Origin of the sequence: Sulfurimonas lithotrophica, assembly GCF_009258225.1 — a bacterium.
GTDB lineage: Bacteria > Campylobacterota > Campylobacteria > Campylobacterales > Sulfurimonadaceae > Sulfurimonas > Sulfurimonas lithotrophica.
The window spans coordinates 2289171-2309617 of the sequence record NZ_CP043617.1; the positions used below are offsets into that span (position 1 = coordinate 2289171).

The window sequence follows — 20447 nt, forward strand, 5'->3', positions numbered from 1 at the left end:
AAATAAATTAAGATGCATAAAGATAAACTCTCAAAAAAAATAGTAATAGCTCTCTTTCTTACAATAACTTTTGTTACCTTCATTACACTTACTACGGTATATACTCTACAGGAGAAACATATAAATGAAATCTCTATAGAAGAATTTGAAGATGTATCAAATATACTGATGCAGACAATAAAAAAAGACACTCAGTTATTTAAAGGGCTGAATGAACTTTTACAAAAAGATGAAAATACAATCTCTTTAGTTCAAGAAAAAAACAGAGAATGGCTTTTCTTGTACCTTTTCCAAACATATCAAAGTTTTGAAGAGAAGTATGATATTACACATTTTTATATACACAATACGGATAAAACCAACCTTGTAAGAATACATGACAGAGAGATGTATTCTGACAGGATAAAACGTTTGACACTCGACAAAGCATCCGAGACACTTTTAACAACTTCTGGTATTGAGTTTTCTATGAACCATAACTTTACTCTTCGTGTTGTATCTCCTTTTTTTGATAGAGGAGATTTAATAGGGTATATAGAACTCGGTGAAGAAATTGACAACATAACAAACCAAATAGCGGATATACACGGTTTAAACATCATACTTACTATAAACAAAAATATTTTTAGCAAAAAAGATTACGATATATGGAGAGATGATAATTTAAATAATGAAAAATATACAGAACTCAATAACTTCTATATTGCAAATTCAACACTTGCTAAAATATCATTAAATAAAAAACTAAAAAATGTACTTGACAGTAAAAAAAGTGTTAAAAATATCCGTGTTTATAACGATGAAATAGCTTATAACGTAAACTCTAAACCTTTTTATGATTTTGCCGGTAAAGAGGTCGGCAAACTATATGTTATAAATAATGTAACAAATGATATACAAGAGTTACGCGTAGTTATATTTCGTACACTCTCTATACTTATCATCATTATAATAATCACTGTTTACTTCTTCTACAGATATATAAATAAAATTAACTCTACAATTGATAAATACATGAATAAAATAGAGTTTAACTATAAATTTGAACAATATATAAATCATATATCTAAATATCTAATATACAACACCGATATCGATATAGGAATCAATAAAGCTCTTGAAGAACTTGGAATAACATTAGGAGCACATCGCGCATATCTTTTTAAGTTTAAAGATAACTATAAAATTATGGACAATACCCATGAATGGTGTGCTCCTGGAGTAAATTCAGAACTAAAAAACTTACATAACGAACCGACAAAAGATTTTCAGTGGTGGCTTCAAAAATGTAAGGATTTAAAACCAATAGTCGTTGAAGACATTAATAACCTTCCAAAAGAGGCACAAAACGAAAAACAATCACTGGTTGAACAAAATATTCGTTCCCTACTTGTATATCCTATTGCTTTTGAAGATAAAACAATAGGTTTTGTAGGGGTTGACATGGTATTGCATCAGCAGAAATGGAGCAAAACACACCATTCTTTTGTAAAAATAACAGCTAAATCTATCGCCGATATGTTTGAGAGAAGACTATTTGAAAATGAATTACAACTATCTGCCAAAGTATTTGAAAACAGTTTAGACGGAATTATCATTACGGATGCAGATACAAATATTATTAAAACAAACGACTCTTTTTCAAAAATAACAGGTTACTCTAAAAATGACTTAGTAGGTAAAAAACCATCGATTTTAAAGTCCAATTGGCATGATAAAGAGTTTTATGAAAATATGTGGAAAGAACTAAAAGACAAGTCTGTCTGGGAAGGAGAGATAAAAGACCGCAGAGAAAACGGTGAATTGTATGTGAGTTTCTTGACTATAATTATGATTCAAAACAGTGACGGACATATTACAAACTACATTGGAATAAGCAGAGATATAACAGATTTGAAAAAAACTGAAGAACATATAAGATCTTTAGCTTTTTATGATCCTTTGACAAGCCTTCCAAACAGGACTTTATTTTATGACCGTTTAGAACAAAGTATTCAACTATGTGATAGAAATAAAGGAAAAATGGCACTTCTTTTTATCGACCTTGATAGTTTTAAAGCTACAAATGACACTCACGGACACCACATGGGAGACGTACTTCTTCAGAGTGTTGCAAAAATACTTACCGGATGCATAAGAAAAAGTGACACGGTTAGCAGGTTAGGTGGAGATGAATTCACTGTTATTTTAAGAAAGATACATAATAAAGACGATGTGACAAATATTGCAAATAAAATAATAACAGAGTTGTCAAAAACTATAACGATAAACAATATCTCTATAAATATAGGCTGTAGTATAGGTGCTGCAATATACCCCAATGATACACAAAATGCTCAAGAGCTTATTAAAATGGCTGACAATGCAATGTATAAAGCCAAAACAAATGGAAAAAACCATCTAAGGTTTTATGAATAAAAGTAAGCTGTAACATATATAAAAAATGATAATATAAATAATGCTGTTTTTGGCATTAAATCAACCTGGCTTAAGAGAATAGATATGTTTAATTCATTAAAATCAAAATTTATAGTATCTTTTGTATCTGTGGAGATTGTATTTTTACTATTAATCTCTCTGATAAATTTTGATTCGCTTGATAAAGCAGCCAAAACTCTTACGGACGAAAAAATAGACGTCTCAAGTCAACTTTTGACAAAGCTGTTAACAACACCACTTATAACATATGATTTAGCCACGCTCGATGATGTCCTTTTAAATTTTTCAAGTATAAAAAACGTTGTTGCGGTCAGTGTTGAGAATGACAACAAAGCGATACTGTCAAGCTTTATAAAAGAAGAATACATAAGCAAAAAAGTTTTTGACGATATAGTAAATAACAATAAAACCGTATATAAAAATAAAAACAATACTTATATATATACAACAAAAGATATTTCGGCAGGTTCAAAAAATATAGGTCGAATACATTTTATTTTTAACTCTACGGAGAGTTTAAACTCTATAAACAATACAAAGACGCTAACTCTTGTTTTAATAGCAGCCGCACTTATTATAGGTTACTTTATAGTTTACGTAATAGGAAATAATTTAGGAAACTCTATAAAACAACTTATTAGCATCTCCAACTTACTAAGTAAAGGAAAAGACGTCAAAATTCCTTATAATAAAAATAGTAAAGATGAAGTAGATTTACTGTTTAATTCTATGTATAAGATGCAAAATATCATCAACGAAAGAACTCTCGCTTTTAAAAATTCAATCAACGATTTGGAACACTTTATAGAAGCTTTAAATGCAAGTGCCATAGTTTCTAAAACCGATAAAGACGGTATCATCACATTCGTAAACGATAAATTTTTAAAAGTTAGCGGTTATACACAAGACGAAGTTATCGGCAAAACCCACAGCATACTCAGAGACCCTGAAGAAGACGACAGTTTTTATGCACAGATGTGGAAGACAATCAGTTCAAAAAATATTTTTCATAATACTTTTAAATATATCAAAAAAAACGGCGATTCGTTTTACGTAGATGCTACGATAGTACCTTTGCTCGACAATAATGAAAATATCAAAGAGTACATAGCTATAAGTTATGAAGTAACAGAAATTATAGATGCAAAAGACAAAGCGCTTGAAGCAAAAAAAATCAAAGAAGATTTTTTAGCAAATATGAGCCATGAGATACGTACGCCTATGAATGCCATAATAGGTTTTACGGAGATTTTAAAAAATAACCTCCATGAAGAGAAAAATGTAAAACACATTAAAATCATACAGGAGAGTTCAAACTCGCTTTTACATATTATAAACGATATACTAGATTTTTCTAAAATAGAAAAAGATAAACTGAATATATATGAACATCCATTTAACCCTAAAGATAAATTTACAAAAGCTATAGAGTGTTTTAGTCTTGAATCTAAAGAAAAAGACATAAAGATTATAACCGATATAGACACTAATCTACCAAAGTGTCTTAACGGAGATGCACTTAGAATATCACAAATACTAAACAATTTTTTAAGCAATGCACTAAAATTTACAAAAAGCGGAAAAAGTATATATGTAAATATTAACTACGACAAAAACTCTTCTATTTTAAATATTATCGTAAAAGATGAGGGTATCGGAATCGGAAAAAAACTTCAAGATAAAATTTTTAACGCTTTTGAGCAAGCCGACAGTTCTACAACAAGAAAATTCGGCGGAACGGGACTTGGACTTTCTATATCAAACAAACTAGCCAAACTTATGAATGGAAATATAACCTTAGAGAGTACTGAGGATAAAGGAAGTTCGTTTCATCTGTCCATACCCGTATCTGTATGTCAACAAAAAAATTTAAACCAAAACATACTTTTTGATAAAGAACTTGACTATATAAACTTTTCTGGAAATATTTTGGTAGCAGAAGATAACAAAACAAATCAAACCCTTATAAAAATTATACTAGAAGATTTTGGTTTAACTTTTGAAGTAGTTAATGACGGGTTACAAGCTCTAGATGCAATCAAAAAATCCGAATTTGATTTAATCTTGATGGATGAGAGTATGCCAAATATGACGGGAACTCAGGCATATACTGAAATCCGCAAGTACGAAGAACAAAACAACCTTCCAAAAACACCTATAGTCGCACTAACGGCTAACGTACTTGAAGATGATAAAAATAAATTTTTAGAACTTGGGATGGACGGCTTTTTGGCAAAACCTATTGACAAAAAAGAATTGGTATCCGTTTTATCAAAATTTTTATAAAAAAAAGTTTATCAAATATGTAAATAATATACGATTTCATAGCTATAATATCGTTATGAAAAACAAACCAATATCTTTAAAGTCAATCTTTCAACTCATTTTAAATGATAAAAAAACACTTATTTACGGTCAGATACTAACAATTTTGGCTATTTTAGTCAGTGTGCCGATTCCTCTTATGCTTCCGATGCTTATAGATGAGGTGCTTTTAGAAAAACCTGCTCATTTCGTCAACTTTATCGACTATTTTTTTACGGGGGCAAACCCTTTTATATATATAGCTATTGTAACTTTAGCCGTTATATTTTTACGTTTTATATATTATTTTTTTACCGTACTTATCACTAAGATATTCACACAAATTGCAAAATATGTTACTTTTAAAATCAGAGAACGTCTTTTAGAACACCTAAAAATTTCATCTATGAATGAGTATGAAACTCTTGGAAGCGGTGCGATTACGGCTAACCTTGTTACAGATGTGAATACTCTTGATAGTTTTATTATGAATGTGGCAAGTAAACTTGTATCGTCTATTTTAATGCTTTTGGCAGTCGGTGCGGTTATGATAGTGATTGACCCTATAATGGGTGTACTTATACTTATAATCCAGCCTGTTATTATGCTTCTTAGTAAAAACATGAGTAAAAAAGTAGGTGTGCTTAAAAAAAAGGAAAACTCGGCAATAGAGAACTTTCAAGATAATATCGGTGAGACTTTGGAGCTTTACGGACAAATCAAAGCTTCAAATAAAGAAAACTACTTTTTTTCCGAGGCTATAAAACACGCCGATGAAGTCCAAAAAAGCTCTAATGAGTTCGGGTTTAAAAATATAGCTTACGAGAGGATGTCATATACAATCTTTTTAACCATGTATGAAGTTTTAAGGGCATCGGGATTGTTACTCGTAGCATATAGCGACCTTAGCATCGGTATGATGTTTGCGATGTTTGGATACATCTGGTTTATAATGACTCCCGTTCAGGATATACTCGGGATGCAGTATTCATACTCGGCTGCAATGGCAGCACTCGATAGACTTAACAAAATCCTGACGCTTAAAACTGAAAAATCATCAACTACACAACTTGATGGCGAGGGTGTAGAGATTACACTTAAAGACCTCAACTTCTCGTACATACAAAATAAACCGACACTTCAAAATATATCTATGGATATACCGTACGGTTCAAAAATAGCACTTATCGGGGCAAGCGGAAGTGGTAAAACCACTTTGGCTCAGATAATATCGGGATTTTATGAAAGAGACAGCGGTAAGCTAAGTTACAACGGTATAAATATAGACGAACTGGATAAACACTCACTTCGCTCAAAAATATTTTTAATCCTGCAGATGCCTATACTTTTTAATGAAACCCTTCGTTTTAACATAACCATGGGTGATGAGAGTATAAGTGATGAGCAGATATATAAAGCTTTAGAGATTGCTCAGCTATCTCAGATGCTGGAGAATATGGATAAAGGACTTGAAACTATTGTAGGAAGACACGGCATCAGACTCTCAGGCGGTCAGCGTCAGCGTTTAAGCATCGCACGTATGATTATTGCTAATCCCGATGTGGTGATATTTGACGAATCAACCTCGGCTTTGGATGTTCACACTGAAGTAAAACTATATGCAACCTTGGAGCCTATACTAAAAAATAAAACAGTTATTACCATAGCACACCGTCTCAGCACCGTCAAAGGTGCCGATATGATCTATGTTTTAGATGAAGGCAAAATAGTTCAAGCCGGAACCCATAACGAGCTTGAAGCCGAAGAGGGGCATTATATGGAGTTTATAAAAAAACAACTACTTTAAATCTCTTTTTGGTCCTGTTCTGACGTGTGTAGAATATAGTGTAAGTCCCGTAAATGCAAGCCCGCCTATAAGGTTTCCAAGTACGGTCGGAAGTTCATTCCAAATTAAATAATCCATAACGGTAAAATCACCGCCGAGTATCATTGAAAAAGGGAATAGGAACATATTAACAATAGAGTGCTCAAAACCCATAAAAAAGAAAAGCATAATAGGCATCCACATAGCTATAGCTTTTCCGCTTACGGTAGTAGATATCATAGCACCGACAACACCCATAGACACCATCCAGTTACAAAGCATTCCACGTATAAATATTGTCAGCCAACCAGCTACTCCGTGTTCTTTATATCCAAGTGTTCTTGCTTCACCTATAGATGCAACTTTTTCTCCTATAGTTCCTGCTTCCACAGAATAACCGTAGGTAAAAATAAACGACATCATAAAAGCAACAACAAGCGCACCTGCAAAGTTACCGATAAATACCAGTCCCCAGTTTCTAAGCACTTGGTTGACTGTCACTCCTTTTCTTTTATCAAGCAGGGCTAATGGGACTAACACAAACACACCTGTTAGTAAGTCAAAGCCCATAAGGTAAAGCATAATAAAACCAACGGGAAAAAGCATAGCCCCAATCAAAGATGAACCTGTCTGTATTGAAACCGTTATTGCAAATACTGCGGCAAGTCCAAGGATTGCACCCGCCATAAAAGCTCTTATTACAGTGTCTCTTGTTGACATATATACTTTTGATTCACCCGAATCAACCATCTTTTTTACAAACTCGTTTGGAAGCAAGTAAGACATACTAAAACCCTATATTTAAAATAAAGCTATATTATATGTAAAAACTACTGATTTAAATACTAAAAAGGGAGTTTTCCCATAATAACATCTTCCTTACTTACATATTTTCCACAGTTTATACCGCCTAATTTTACACATGCCTCTCTCCACTGAGCTGAATGTCCGTCAGTGTTTTTGGAAATATGTCCGAGTTTAAACATAAGTGCATGTGCATATTCATGTGCTATTACGCTATCTACCATATAATCAATACTCTCTTGCATAACTTTTTTATTTAAATAGATGCTGACTTCACCATCTTTATATACACACAAACCGTATAGTCTGCCTTTAAATTTGTCCGTTATAATAAGTGGGACTTTATATGCATAACCATAATGTTTTTGCATCAAGTTTAAAACTTCTTTCTCTTTTTGGATTATTCTGTTTTTATATTCATTGGGAATATCATTGTGTTTAAACTGGTAACTCTCATAATAATTTTTTGCCAAATAAATAACTGCTAAAATTGAAAGAATTATAAATGAATACTCCAACTTTTTTTTAAACATAAACAAATCCTCTTTTTTATATTTTATTATCTCATATATTAACCCAAAACTTGTTATATTTGCAATATGAATAATAATGAAGATATAAATTACAAAATCGGCGGACAGATTTGGGTTCAAAAAGACGGTGAGAACTTTATGGGTCCGGGTAGAATTACAATACTTGAGCTTCTTGCAGAGGGTTATACCTTAGAAGAGGTTGCAATTAAAATGAAAATGAAGCTAGAAACTGCTATAAATAATATCAATGCCATAAACAAAACCGCAAAAAGACCTTTAACTCTGACAAAAGATAAAAACCATTACGAAGTAACATCTTACGGAATAGATATCATTTCCAAATATAAAGAGTTAAAAGAAGAACACGATAAAATGTTAGAAGAGTTAAATAAAAAATTTTCTATTAACTTATAGGAGGGCATAAACCCTCCGACTTTTGTACAAAACTTTTAGACGAAAGGATCAGCCTCCTCCATCGTCAAACATATTCATTATTCTCACCATAGTTAAAAATTCTTTGTTGTAATCTTGTACATGTTTCATAACAAATCCTTACTTTTTAAAGCAACAAATGCTTAAAGGTTAATAACGAAGTCTGAATACAAAATATTTGAAGCAATCGGCATACCAAAGCCGATTTACTTTTTACTTTAGAACTTTACGTGCATTGATAGGCTGAACAGGTCTGTTATTTGCGTGTTCAAACAGATTTAAAAATTCATCTACCTGAGCTTTAGAAACATGGGAATAACCTTTCATAACCATCCATTTAACACCTTCTGAACATGGTGGAGTTGTGAGTGAACCGTTAAAACTGTAATACTCTTTATTTTTTGGCAACATTGTAATAAACATCTCTCCAAGCATTTTACACTTACTAGCCCAGCCTGAATTATGCGGCATTCTTGACCACAGTTTTTTTAGTATTTTATTCTCGGCTCCCTCTTCATACATTAAAGCAACAACGGCTAAAGAACCGTCTTGTGCCATATGGACAAAGTGAGCTTCAAGCGGAAAGTTTTTACCCTCTATTTGATTCTCACTTGGTGTATGAAAATGAAACTGTTTTAAAGCAAAATTTTTACCATCTATCTCGATAGAGCTACCCTCTTTTACGTTTACTTGGATGGTATGTCCGTTATTTACAATTTCTACGGCTTTTGTAACGTAGTTAAAGTTAATCTTTGGAAGATTTTTTGTGCTTATAGTTACCTTATCGGATATGTTGATTGGGGATTGATTTTTACCCTCTTTACACATTGTAAATTTTGGACTCAAATCTCCCCAATGCTCTGGACCTTCATGTCCGGTATATCCCCAATGTGCGGCAAATAAAGAAGCGGATGCTATAAAAGTAGCTATTAGTAGTTTAATCATGTTATTTCCTTTTGTAATAATTCTAAAATATTGTAACAGAATTATGACAATTTTAATAACTCTCTTTTATCATCCTGTCAAACTCATTAACTTTAACCATAGCTTGAGTTATAATCCGATTTGTATCATCTTTATTGAGATTATATTTTTTTATATACTCATTTATGTGTGCAGCATCCGCATTTTCTATATAACGAGTAAATACAAGTAGCTGTCCAAAAAAACCTTTCGCTTCAAACATAGCTTCTTCTACTTCGTCCGATACACGCAGTTTATGCAAAAATTCCCTGTGTTCCATCTGAAACAACAGATGAATAAGCGATAGCATCCCTACCAAATACGCAGTAGATCTCTCTTCCATCGAAGATGAGGGTTTTACAAGTTTTAAAAGGTTTACCATAACTTCTGTTCTGTTTATTACCATCAAAAGTAAAGGGTGGTTGACCGGTCCGTTTTTATTTTTTTCAGAGACCATAAATATTAAAAGCCAGTTTGCCAAGGCATCTCTGCCTAAAAGATTTATTATTTGACTCATAGAAGATATCTGTGTGCGAAAGGAAAAGAACGATGAGTTTATAAACTGCATTAGCTTCAAAGTAAGTGCATGATTTTTTTCTAATTCGGAAACAATCTCTTTTGTGCTGGCATTATTTTTAATTAATTTCCAAAGTTCTAAAATTTGAGTCTGAGATGCGTTAAAAGCGGTTGTTTTTATAATATTTGGTCGTTTTAGATAATATCCCTGAAAATAATCAACACCTTTTTCTTTATATATGTCATATACTTCGTGTGTTTCAATTTTTGAGGCTATTATTTTCTTGTTCTTTGATTTTAAATATTCTATTAGTTTATTTACATATACTTCATCCGAGTTTAAAACATCTATTTTTACAAAGCTAACATACTTAAGCAAAGTGACAACGGCATTAATCGTAGAACTGTTTATAACTGAATCGTTTAATCCGAATTTAAAGCCTTTTTTAACCAGTTTCTGAAGTTTCGGGACAAGACTTTTGTCCAAAAAAGAAGATTGCAAAATCATTAAAGTAAATTGTTCTTTTGAGAGTGTATTCATAATGCTGTTGGATAAAAATTCGGTATCTACTCTTAAAAAGCCTTTATAGTGACCGACAACATTTTCCAGTCCAAAATCATTAAGAACCGTCGCAACCGAAGATGCAGAAATCGAGAGGTCGTTTGAATCTATATCCTCACCCTCACTTCTATACAGTATGTCATATGCATATATTTCGTAAGATGAGTTATTAACAACTTGTCTGCCTAAAACACTCATTACTATCCCCTTAAGAGTATTTTATCATAAAAAACATATTTAAGTTATAATTATATATCTATAAATAAAATATGAGGGAAAAATGGGTTGGACTTGCCAGCATGATCACGGTGGATACTGCAAACTTTTAAAAAAAGATTGTATTCCCGGTACTAAAGGTTGCATACTTAAAAAAAGCGAGTATATATTTTCAAGCGGTAACTATGAAGAAGATAAAAAACGTGATGATGAAAATAAAAAAGAGGAGATTGACTTCGCTAAATTAGCTAAGAAGTCGTGATTTTTTCTATAACAACCCCGTTATCTTTTATAAATTTTGAAATAATCTCTGAATGGTTGTGCTCATATGCTTTTTCATAAACGATTCGCTTTATTCCACTTGCAATAATGTTTTTTGAACAGTCCGCACACGGCTCAAGCGTTACGTATATAGTAGCGTCTTCTATACTTATACCTTTTCGTGCTGCCCAAATAATAGCATTCATCTCGGCATGTATCTCATATGTCTTTGACCACTCGTGATGCTCACTCGTATATTCGTTATCCCAATGCTCCGAACAGTTTGTATATCCTGCCGGTGTACCGTTATAACCGGTACTGAGGATGCGACCTTCTTTTACTATAACCGCACCTACTTTTTTTGACACGCATTTAGATGCACTCGATATTTCCTTTGCAATGTTTATAAAATTTTTGTCATTTAACATTTTTTATTCCGGCATTCTTATTTTTTGAATATCTGCATTTAACTTAACTCTTGCAAAATGTTCAGCCAGTACTCTTTCACGTTTTCCTGCCATGATTTTGGAAATAATCTGATTTTTAACACTCTCGACCGAAGACTGCTGTTTTGACTCTATATGTTTGATATAAAAACTCATAAATCCGTCTTGTCCGTTAGGAACAATAGGCGTAAAAGTATTAAGCGGTGTTCTTTCCAAAAGTGAGGCAAGTTCCGGAGATATTTTATCGTAAGGAAGATGCTGTTCGTTTGTTTGAATGTCGGGTGAATAAAACATAGGGTTATTAACTTTTTCCTCTAGCCTCTCTCTAGTTTTGGAAGCATATATAACTACATCAAACGCACTTGGATGAATAAATTCGTCTTTATGAAGTTCATAATACTCTTCCACCTCTGCATCTGAGGGTTTGGTAACTGATGAGTATGCTATAGACGAGTATAGTTTTTGTGATAACAGTTTTTGTTTTATCTTCTCTTTTAACTGAGTAGAAGTAAGTCCGTTAGAGTTTCTGACCGCTTCATAAAACTCACTTATACTCATATTGTTTTGGCTTGCCGTTTTTTTAATATCTTCGTAAATTTCACTGCTGCTTACTTTTATATCCCTCTCTTGAATCTCAAGCTCTTCGAGTTTTTTTCTTATCAAAATATCTGCAGCTTTTGAAGCGTTAAGATTGGTAAGTTTCATCTCTTCTTTTATTTCATATAAAGTTATCGGTGAGCCTTTAACGGTAATGGCTATACCGTCGATGAGTTCGGCGAAAAGTACGCCGGAGAAAAATAACGTTAAAAATATCTTGTACATAAAAATCCTAATTTTATATCTTTAGAGCGATATTCTACCAAGCTTTAACAAATAAGTAGGTAAAACACTACTCTATTATATTTTTAACGTCTCTTTTGGGTCTTCCTATATGATATCCTTGAAGATAATCTATACCCATATCTATAGCCGTATTTTTAATCTCTTCGTTTTCTATATACTCCGCTACTGTTTTAACGCCTAAGTCTTTTGCAAGTGTTATTATAGAGTGAACAAAAGCTTTATCTTTGGCATCTTTGTTTATGTTTATTAAGAATTCACCGTCAATCTTTAAATAATCAATTGGAAATTTTTTAATATAGTGAAAAGACGAGAATCCCGAACCAAAATCATCAATCGCAAACTTAAAGCCTTCAGATTTAAGGTTTAAAACAAATTTTTCCAAAATAGTAAAGTTTTTAACGGTTTCTCTTTCGGTAATCTCAAATACTATTTTATCTTTTGAGATATTGTATTTTAAAATCAAATCTATTATATTTCTCATATAATCCCCGACTATTATGGACTTAGGAGACAAGTTTATAAACAATAATCCTTCATATTTTTCATCTTGTATTTTTCTAAAAGCATTCTCTATAACCATAATATCCATTCTGTTAATCAGGCTCATATTTTCTGCCACTTCTATAAAGTCTTTTGCAGATATGATTTTTCCGTCTATCTCTATACGCATTAAAAGTTCATTTATCTCTATATCACCCGTTGCAGATGATTGAATCGGTTGAAAATACGGAACGATTTTATTGTTTGATACCGCTTTAAGAAGAAGTGTACTTTTTTCATTTTTTTCTTTGATGATATCGGATATGTCACTTTGAGTCGGTAGTTCGATACAGTTTTTACCGTTTTCTTTACTCTTATACATCATACCGTCAGCTATAATAAACAGCTCCTTGGTAGTTGTTGCGTGATGCGGATATATAGATACACCTATAGAAACCGTAACACTAGTAAAGTCGCCCTCAGGAGTCTCAAGTCTAAAATCTTCAATTCTTTTAGTTATTTTATCTCCTATATTTTTCGCACCTGCAATATCGCAGTTAGGTAAGATTAGCGTAAATTCATCCCCACCGTATCTAGATAAAATGTCTTCAGCTCTTTTCATCTCACTCAATACTTTAGAAAATTCCTGTAGAAATTTATCTCCAAAAGTATGCCCGTAACGGTCGTTTATAGGTTTAAAATTATCGCAGTCTATAACCATCAATGCAAACGGATAATCGTTTCTGTCTGCCCTATGAATTTCGTTATCCATCATATCCATAAAAATTCTTTGGTTAAAAAGACCCGTTAGCGGATCATGTGCAGCGTAAAACTCTAAGTCGTTTGTATATTTGTCTATAGCTTTAATGGAACCCACTAAGTTTGCCATAGTTGTGAGGATAGAATCTAAAACTATATTTTTTACCGAATCATATACCTCTATTGAGTTTACGCTTATTCCGACTATACCGCCTATTTTAGGACTTTCTAAAAACAAAGTTTTTGTTCTGTGATCAAAGTTTTGATACTCGTCATTATTTACTATATGATCTCTGTATGCGATGTTATGCTTAAATTCATAATCCGATATTGCATCAAAAGATTCATCGTTTTCTATAGAGTGTGCAATATAACTCTCTATATTTCTTTTTATGCCATCATCCGGAACACCATACCAAAAAATATCAATCTCATAATGCTCATCTCCAACTCTAAAAATAGTTATCAAAGATGTAGTCTCCATAACCAAATTAATATCTACAAGCAGCTCTTTTATATAGACTCTCCAATCTTTAATCATATCCGATGTTATAATTAACTTATCTAAAAGTTTGACTTCAAACTCCAAAAGTTCTTTATCCACGGCAATATTTTTAAGTTTTTCCGAGAGATTGTTTACCTCTTTGATAATATAGTTTATCTCTTTAAAACTTTTGGAACTGCAATGTTTTTCATCTATAAGACTCAAGTCTTCAACTCTGTTTATTTTCTCAACTTTTTCTCTGAATTTATCCAACGAAAACAATATTTTATTTGAACTGTATTTGGAAGTCATATATGAGGCAAAAATAAATATAGGAATTATTGTCAATAGAAAATATATATACTCTAAAAATGTATCGTTTATTATATTAATCAAATCCTGTTCAATATCTATTACGCCGAGTACATCGTTTTCTTTTGCATTTGTATGACATGTCAGACAATCTTTCTTGGCAAGCAGAGGCATAGTGTTTCTAATTTGTTTAAAAGAAGTGAAGGTATATTTTTGTCCGGTTTGGAAAACATTTCTGACTCTGTTATCGGATTTTTCCTGAAAAGCTTTTCCAAAAAGTTCGTCTATCAAATATGATCTGTGTATAGTTATATCAAAGTTACTGTTTTTAAAATTTTTATCAAGAGAGTTTATAAAATCGTCTATATCTTTTTTACCCCAACCTTTTTTCATAACCTGATACATCGATGAAAATACTTGATTTGAGACTATGTCGGCGTGTTTAATTGCTTCTTTTTGTACCAAAGTAGTATGGAGGTATGTAGTGAATATGAAGACTACTATAAAAAGAATACTAATTAATAAAGCGTTTGTAGTAAAAATAAAATTTTTCAAACTTTTAAACATATCAACTTCCTACTTTGTTATATTTTTCACTCCCCTTTGGCGAGATTATACAATAATATTTTATCTATAATGTTGATTTAAAATAGATTTTAATAAATTATAGCAAAAGCTCAGATTTATTTTATACCTTTAATCTGCGTCTAACAAATATTAGCTTAAAATTGCGTAGATTTTCACAAAGGCATTTTCATGGTTGTAACACGTTTTGCTCCTTCTCCGACAGGTTATCTACATATAGGCGGTCTTCGTACTGCACTTTTTTCTTACCTATGGGCTAAAAAAAATAACGGAAAATTTGTACTTCGCATCGAAGATACCGATAAAGCAAGAAATTCTGAAGAAGCTACACAGGCTATACTTCAAGCTTTTGAATGGCTTGGACTAAAACACGACGGCGAGATAGAATACCAAAGTAAACGTGACGATATCTATGCAAAATATATAAAACAGCTTTTAGATGAAGATAAAGCATATAAGTGTTATATGTCTCGAGAGGAGCTAGATGCATTACGTGAAGAGCAGATGGCAAACAAACAGCGTACAAAATATGACGGGCGCTATAGAGATTTTGACGGAGTACCGCCGGAAGGGGTTGAGCCTGTTATCCGTATTAAAGCTCCGCTAAAGGGTGAAATTATAGTTCGTGACGGCGTAAAAGGAGATATATCTTTTCAAGCCGAAGATATACTTGACGATTTTGTTATTGCCAGAGCTGATGGAAGCCCTACATATAACTTCGTAGTAGCCGTTGATGATGCCTTAATGGGAATAAACGAAGTTATCCGCGGAGACGACCATTTAAGCAATACCCCAAAACAGATAGTAGTTTACGATGCATTAGGTTTTGAGATACCTAAGTTTTATCATGTACCTATGATTCATAATTCCGAAGGTAAAAAACTCTCAAAACGTGACGGTGCTACCGATGTGATGGAGTATAAAAATATGGGTTATACTCCTGAAGCACTTCTAAATTTTTTAGTTCGTTTAGGATGGAGTCACGGCGATCAAGAGATATTTTCAATGGAGGAGATGATACATCTTTTTAATCCGGAAGATATAAACAAGTCGGCTTCTATATATAACACCGAAAAATTGGAGTGGTTGAGTTCCCACTATATTAAAAATACGTCTAACACCGATTTAGCCGATATGTTAACGGATTATGAGCTGATACTTACCTCACACGACAAAAAAGAGATTCTGCTGGATGCACTAAAAGAGCGTGCAAAAACCCTAAAAGATTTGGCTGATATGGCTAAAGAGATTTTGAGTACGCCTGAGAATTATGATGAAAAAGCAGCCAAAAAAGCTTTTAAAGGTGATGCTATAACTATTTTAAATACTTTTGGAGCAAAACTATCCAAGGCTGAAAATCCTCATATGCCTACCGATTATCACCATCTAATGGAAGAAGTAGTAAACGAGATGGAAATCGGTTTTGGAAAAATCGGTCAGCCTCTTCGTGTAGCACTGCTTGGTAAAATGGGCGGACCGGGACTTGATGTCGTAATGTCTGTTATAGGTAAAACAGAGACAATGCTGCGTATAGCTAATGCTATAACGGCAAATACGAATAATGACTAGAGACTTATTAAACTAACTAAAAACAATTAGTTATATCTTAAAAACTATATATAAGATATATAAAGTAAAATCTTAATTATGGAACTTATATTAGAATTTTTTAACGCTTTATATAATCTTAGCAATGCCATGTCTTGGTATATACTTTTCGGTCTTGTTTTTGCGGGTATCTTACACGAATTAGTACCGGATACCTTAGTAACCAAACATCTTGGAAAAGAAAGCATATCTTCAGTTATAAAATCTACGCTTTTTGGAATACCCCTACCGGTTTGTTCTTGCGGTGTCATACCATTAGCTACAAGTATCAAAAAAAGCGGTGCATCTAAAGGGGCTACTCTTAGCTTTTTAATCTCAACACCTATAACCGGAGTTGATTCCATCTTGGCAACATACGGTATGTTTGGCTGGGTGTTTACTACTTACAGGGTTGTAACATCAATGGTTATAGCCACTCTTGCGGGAATACTAACAAACATATACGATAAAGACCAAGAGAAGCCGTCAATGAGTTTTTCTGCGGTAAATACAAATACCAAACCTGCTAATTCCCAAGTATTTTCAAGTGCTATGAATTTTTCTCCAAAACAAGAAGATAGTTGTTGCAGTTCTACTGAGAGTTCATGTTGTAGTTCTCAAAAGACTGATGAAAAAACCAAATTTTCATTTGTTAAAGCTATGAGATATGCTTTTGTAACTCTGCTTGGAGATATAGCTACTCCGCTTTTTTGGGGTCTGGTAATCGGTGCTATCATAACTATATCTATACCTGAAAATCTAAGTAATCTATTAACCGAGTACGCTATATTTTCCTATCTTATAGCAATAGCTATTGCCCTGCCGATGTATGTATGTGCCACAGCCAGCTTGCCTATAGCTGCGGCTCTTATGTTAAACGGCGTAAGTGCAGGTGCCGCTTTTGTATTTTTAACTGCAGGTCCGGCTACAAATACCGTTACAATCGGCGTAGTCAAAAAGATGCTGGGATCTAAAAGTTTATACATATATCTTGGAACTATAATAATTGGAAGTATCTTTTTTGGATTGGGACTTGATTATATATTTGACATAGCATCTATAGATGCGGCTTCGCTTATCCATATCCATGAAGATGTAAGTTTTATAGATATCTTCAGTACTGTTACACTTTGGATATTCATTCTGTTCTTTATGGTAAAATCTGCTTTAAAAAGAAAATAGGTTTTATATGAAGAAAGTTCTTATAGTACACGGTTGGGGCGGGAGTGACTACCCCCACTGGCAGAGTTGGCTGGCAGGCGAGATAGCAAAAGATTACGGCTGCGTATATTTTCTCAAATTTAGCGATGTCGATAATCCGACAAAAGCAACGTGGAGCAAAGAGCTTTTAAATGCAATGGATGATTTTAATCCCGATATTGTAATATGCCACTCGGTTGCAAATACTTTATGGTTTCATCTGGCAAATGAGCAAAAATTAAAAAAAGTCCAAAAACTTTTTTTGGTAGCACCTCCTAGTATGGATACCCATATAAAAGAACTAAATGAATTTTTTCCTTGCAAATCTCCAACAGAACTTTATGCCCAAGACGCAATTTTGGTTGGTTCAAGTAACGACCCGTATATGGATGAGAGTGAACTTTTACGCCTGCAAGCAGAACTAGGCATTGAGATGAAACTGCTCCAAAATGCCGGACACATAAATGCAGATAGCAATTTTGGAAAGTGGGAGTGGCTACTCTCAGAAGTAAAAATTTCATACAAAATCTAGCACCGCATAAGGGAAGTACTACGATGCTACACTTTGAATTTTAAGGGAAGTATATTGAAAGAGCAGTATTAACTCTTTCTTAAAATAGATTATAAAAATAAAAAGTGTGGATATAGTGTGATTATTCAATATTTACACATAAACTGCACAAAATATAAATAAAATTCGTACAATACGAACCAAAGGTCGATTATATGCGAATTTTTATACTTGTTTTTTTATTTTTTTATACGCTTAATGCTTTAACACTTGATGAAATAATAACAAGTGCATTAGAAAAAAATCCGTCACTTGAAGTTATAAACGAAAGAATAAATGCAAATTCTTATTTAATAGACTCAAGTGATTCACTCTCAAATCCAGAACTATCCGTAACTACAAACACTTTGGATTCTTCCGAGCCTATGTCGCAAACAATCATAAGCATAAAACAAAAAATACCCTATCTGGCAAAACTTACAAATAAAAAAGAACTCTCAAAAGCACAAGAAGGGGTACTTTTTTCATCTTTGGAAAAAGCAAAATCAACATTGGTTTATGAAATCAAAAAAACAGCTTACAAAATTTGGGAGCTAAATGCAATTTATAAAACACTTCAAAGCAATGAAAAACTGATTTTAAAATCTATAGAACTTTTTGAGGCATATACAAGCGTAAATAACAATCAGCATATAGATATGATGGAAGCGGAACTCTCACTCATAGAGTTAAAAGTACAAAAGAGTGAACTAAAATCTCAAATAGATTCTATGTTTACCGTACTATCTTACCTTTGTGCGAGTGATATTGATACCTTGGATGTATCACTAAACATATCCCAAGTGCCTACTAGAGAATCTTTGCAAAATCTGCTGGTAAATAATCCCGATTTAAATCTAAAAACCAAAGAGATTCAAAAACAAAATGCAAACGTAAAACTCTCGGATGCAAATATCTATCCGGATTTTGTGCTAAATGGGGGCTACTCTATAAGAAGTGAGTTTGATAACTACTTTAATATTGGAGTGGGCATCACCCTTCCAATCTACGGTGTAGAATCATCAAAACATGAGCAACAACAAAAACTGCTTTTATCTCAAAAAGCTCAAAAAAAAGATTTACAGATAGATATACAAAACAGATTTAACAGCTACTATATTCAGATGCAAAATGCTTATGATAATTACAAAATCATAAATGATGAAGCACTTGCGCATATAAAACATATGTTAGATATTAGTTATGCATCCACATCAACGGGTACTAATCTCTTAAAACAGATAAAGATTCTACAAAAAAAACTTAAACTTGAGCAAAAACGCATAGATGCAATTAGTCTATACAATATCAATTATGCAAAAATTTTACAACTATCGGGGGCTACAAAATGAAAATATTTCTTATTTTTTTACTTTCGTTTTCACTATATGCAAAAGACGTGAGTGTTACTCAACTCTTTAACGTTCAAACCATAAAAGTCAAAAGTGTAAAAAAATCATATACGAAAACCAACTATGGCTATACAAAAAAAGATGAAGCTCTTACCTTTGATGTAAGTCCTAGATTTTCTGGATATGTTGAAGAACTTTATGCAAACAAAACATATATGTATGTAAAAAAAGGCTCCCTTTTAGCAAAGGTTTATTCCCCTCAGGTTTATAAAGCAAAAGATGAGTACTTAAGCTCTTACAGATATACAAAAAATAAAAAAAACCACTCTATGCTAAAGAGTACCGAATTAAAACTTGAATTATTAGGAGTAGATGCAAAGGAGATACAAGAGCTTAAACTCTCAAAAAGCACGTCTAAATTTACAAATATATATGCCCCTAAAAGCGGTTATATATTTTCAAAAAGCATAAATGAGGGTTCATCTTTTAAAGAGGGTCAAAAGCTTTTTGAAATAGTGAATCTAAATGAGTTGTGGGTAGAAGTAAGACTAAGTGAAGAAGACAGACTATGGCTAAATGATGCACAAAAATTTGAACTAAATTTTAAGTCACTAACAAACACTTATACGACTACTAACTCTTTGTTATACCCTAATCTAAATCCGCAAGAGGCTACTTTGACACTACGCTTACGCATAAAAAATACCGATAACGAAATATTTCCCGGTATGTATGCTGATGTGAAATCACACCTAAAAGAACAAAACTACCTAACACTTCCAAAAACGGCAGTTATCCGTAAAAATTCAAAATACTATGTCTTCTTGGCAGGGGATTTTAAAGGTGAATATGAACCTATAGTCATAGATGCAAAAGCTATAGATGCAAACACTTACGAGATAATAAGCGGTTTAGATGAGGGTGATGAAGTTGTAAACAATGCTATGTTTATGATGGATAGCGATGCTCAAATAAGCAATCTGTATTAAGGCTA

General features: G+C 32.8%; 17 protein-coding genes. 10 read left to right on the forward strand and 7 right to left on the reverse strand.

Annotation, left to right across the window (positions count from 1 at the left end):
* The first annotated feature begins 12 nt into the window (after positions 1-12).
* From FJR48_RS11475 to FJR48_RS11485, 3 genes are all read left to right on the forward strand, one after another.
* On the forward strand, positions 13-2418 hold the full coding sequence (locus tag FJR48_RS11475; RefSeq protein WP_152308258.1) for a diguanylate cyclase domain-containing protein: 2406 nt from the start codon (positions 13-15) through the stop codon (positions 2416-2418).
* 84 nt (positions 2419-2502) lie between these two features.
* The gene (locus tag FJR48_RS11480; RefSeq protein ID WP_152308259.1) at positions 2503-4725 is read left to right on the forward strand and encodes an ATP-binding protein; all 2223 of its coding nucleotides are present in this window, start codon (positions 2503-2505) and stop codon (positions 4723-4725) included.
* Between the two features lie 55 nt (positions 4726-4780).
* Positions 4781-6550, forward strand: coding sequence for an ABC transporter ATP-binding protein (locus FJR48_RS11485; RefSeq protein WP_152308260.1), 1770 nt, complete (start codon positions 4781-4783; stop codon positions 6548-6550).
* Here FJR48_RS11485 and FJR48_RS11490 read toward each other — a convergent pair.
* Positions 6542-7354 carry a formate/nitrite transporter family protein gene (locus FJR48_RS11490; RefSeq protein WP_152308261.1) on the reverse strand — a complete coding sequence of 271 codons (813 nt, stop codon included), beginning with the start codon at positions 7352-7354 and terminating at the stop codon, positions 6542-6544. The genes FJR48_RS11485 and FJR48_RS11490 overlap by 9 nt on opposite strands.
* A gap of 59 nt (positions 7355-7413) precedes the next feature.
* Positions 7414-7905 carry a SprT-like domain-containing protein gene (locus tag FJR48_RS11495; protein ID WP_152308262.1) on the reverse strand — a complete coding sequence of 164 codons (492 nt, stop codon included), beginning with the start codon at positions 7903-7905 and terminating at the stop codon, positions 7414-7416.
* A 66-nt stretch (positions 7906-7971) separates the two neighbouring features.
* Between FJR48_RS11495 and FJR48_RS11500 the strand changes: the two genes are divergently transcribed.
* The gene (locus tag FJR48_RS11500; RefSeq protein ID WP_152308263.1) at positions 7972-8319 is read left to right on the forward strand and encodes a hypothetical protein; all 348 of its coding nucleotides are present in this window, start codon (positions 7972-7974) and stop codon (positions 8317-8319) included.
* 231 nt (positions 8320-8550) lie between these two features.
* On the opposite strand, the gene FJR48_RS11505 is transcribed toward FJR48_RS11500, so the two are convergent.
* Together FJR48_RS11505 and FJR48_RS11510 are read right to left on the reverse strand one after the other, a co-directional pair.
* On the reverse strand, positions 8551-9282 hold the full coding sequence (locus FJR48_RS11505; protein ID WP_152308264.1) for a carbonic anhydrase: 732 nt from the start codon (positions 9280-9282) through the stop codon (positions 8551-8553).
* Positions 9283-9334: 52 nt separating this feature from the next.
* Complete coding sequence (locus FJR48_RS11510; protein ID WP_152308265.1) at positions 9335-10576, reverse strand: EAL and HDOD domain-containing protein; 1242 nt, start codon at positions 10574-10576, stop codon at positions 9335-9337.
* 82 nt (positions 10577-10658) lie between these two features.
* On the opposite strand from FJR48_RS11510, the gene FJR48_RS11515 reads away from it, so the two are divergent.
* Complete coding sequence (locus FJR48_RS11515; RefSeq protein WP_152308266.1) at positions 10659-10856, forward strand: hypothetical protein; 198 nt, start codon at positions 10659-10661, stop codon at positions 10854-10856.
* Here FJR48_RS11515 and FJR48_RS11520 read toward each other — a convergent pair.
* The 3 genes from FJR48_RS11520 to FJR48_RS11530 form a co-directional block, all read right to left on the reverse strand.
* Positions 10843-11283 (reverse strand): deoxycytidylate deaminase, encoded by a 441-nt coding sequence (locus FJR48_RS11520; RefSeq protein WP_152308267.1) that lies wholly within the window; start codon positions 11281-11283, stop codon positions 10843-10845. The two genes, FJR48_RS11515 and FJR48_RS11520, sit on opposite strands and share 14 nt — an antisense overlap.
* A gap of 3 nt (positions 11284-11286) precedes the next feature.
* Positions 11287-12123: a peptidylprolyl isomerase gene (locus FJR48_RS11525; RefSeq protein ID WP_152308268.1), complete on the reverse strand. Its 837-nt coding sequence runs from the start codon at positions 12121-12123 to the stop codon at positions 11287-11289.
* A 67-nt stretch (positions 12124-12190) separates the two neighbouring features.
* The gene (locus FJR48_RS11530; RefSeq protein ID WP_152308269.1) at positions 12191-14746 is read right to left on the reverse strand and encodes a putative bifunctional diguanylate cyclase/phosphodiesterase; all 2556 of its coding nucleotides are present in this window, start codon (positions 14744-14746) and stop codon (positions 12191-12193) included.
* A gap of 189 nt (positions 14747-14935) precedes the next feature.
* Between FJR48_RS11530 and gltX the strand changes: the two genes are divergently transcribed.
* The 5 genes from gltX to FJR48_RS11555 all read left to right on the forward strand — a co-directional run bounded on the left by gltX (position 14936) and on the right by FJR48_RS11555 (position 20442).
* Entirely contained in the window at positions 14936-16333 is a 1398-nt protein-coding gene (gene gltX, locus FJR48_RS11535) for a glutamate--tRNA ligase (RefSeq protein WP_152308270.1), read from the forward strand.
* 78 nt (positions 16334-16411) lie between these two features.
* Positions 16412-17533 carry an SO_0444 family Cu/Zn efflux transporter gene (locus tag FJR48_RS11540; RefSeq protein ID WP_152308271.1) on the forward strand — a complete coding sequence of 374 codons (1122 nt, stop codon included), beginning with the start codon at positions 16412-16414 and terminating at the stop codon, positions 17531-17533.
* Positions 17534-17540: 7 nt separating this feature from the next.
* Positions 17541-18083, forward strand: a complete 543-nt coding sequence (locus FJR48_RS11545; protein WP_152308272.1) for an RBBP9/YdeN family alpha/beta hydrolase — start codon at positions 17541-17543, stop codon at positions 18081-18083.
* Positions 18084-18277: 194 nt separating this feature from the next.
* Positions 18278-19453, forward strand: a complete 1176-nt coding sequence (locus FJR48_RS11550) for a TolC family protein (RefSeq protein ID WP_152308273.1) — start codon at positions 18278-18280, stop codon at positions 19451-19453.
* The gene (locus tag FJR48_RS11555) at positions 19450-20442 is read left to right on the forward strand and encodes an efflux RND transporter periplasmic adaptor subunit (protein ID WP_152308274.1); all 993 of its coding nucleotides are present in this window, start codon (positions 19450-19452) and stop codon (positions 20440-20442) included. Before FJR48_RS11550 ends, FJR48_RS11555 begins: the two co-directional genes overlap by 4 nt.
* Positions 20443-20447: the final 5 nt, after the last annotated feature.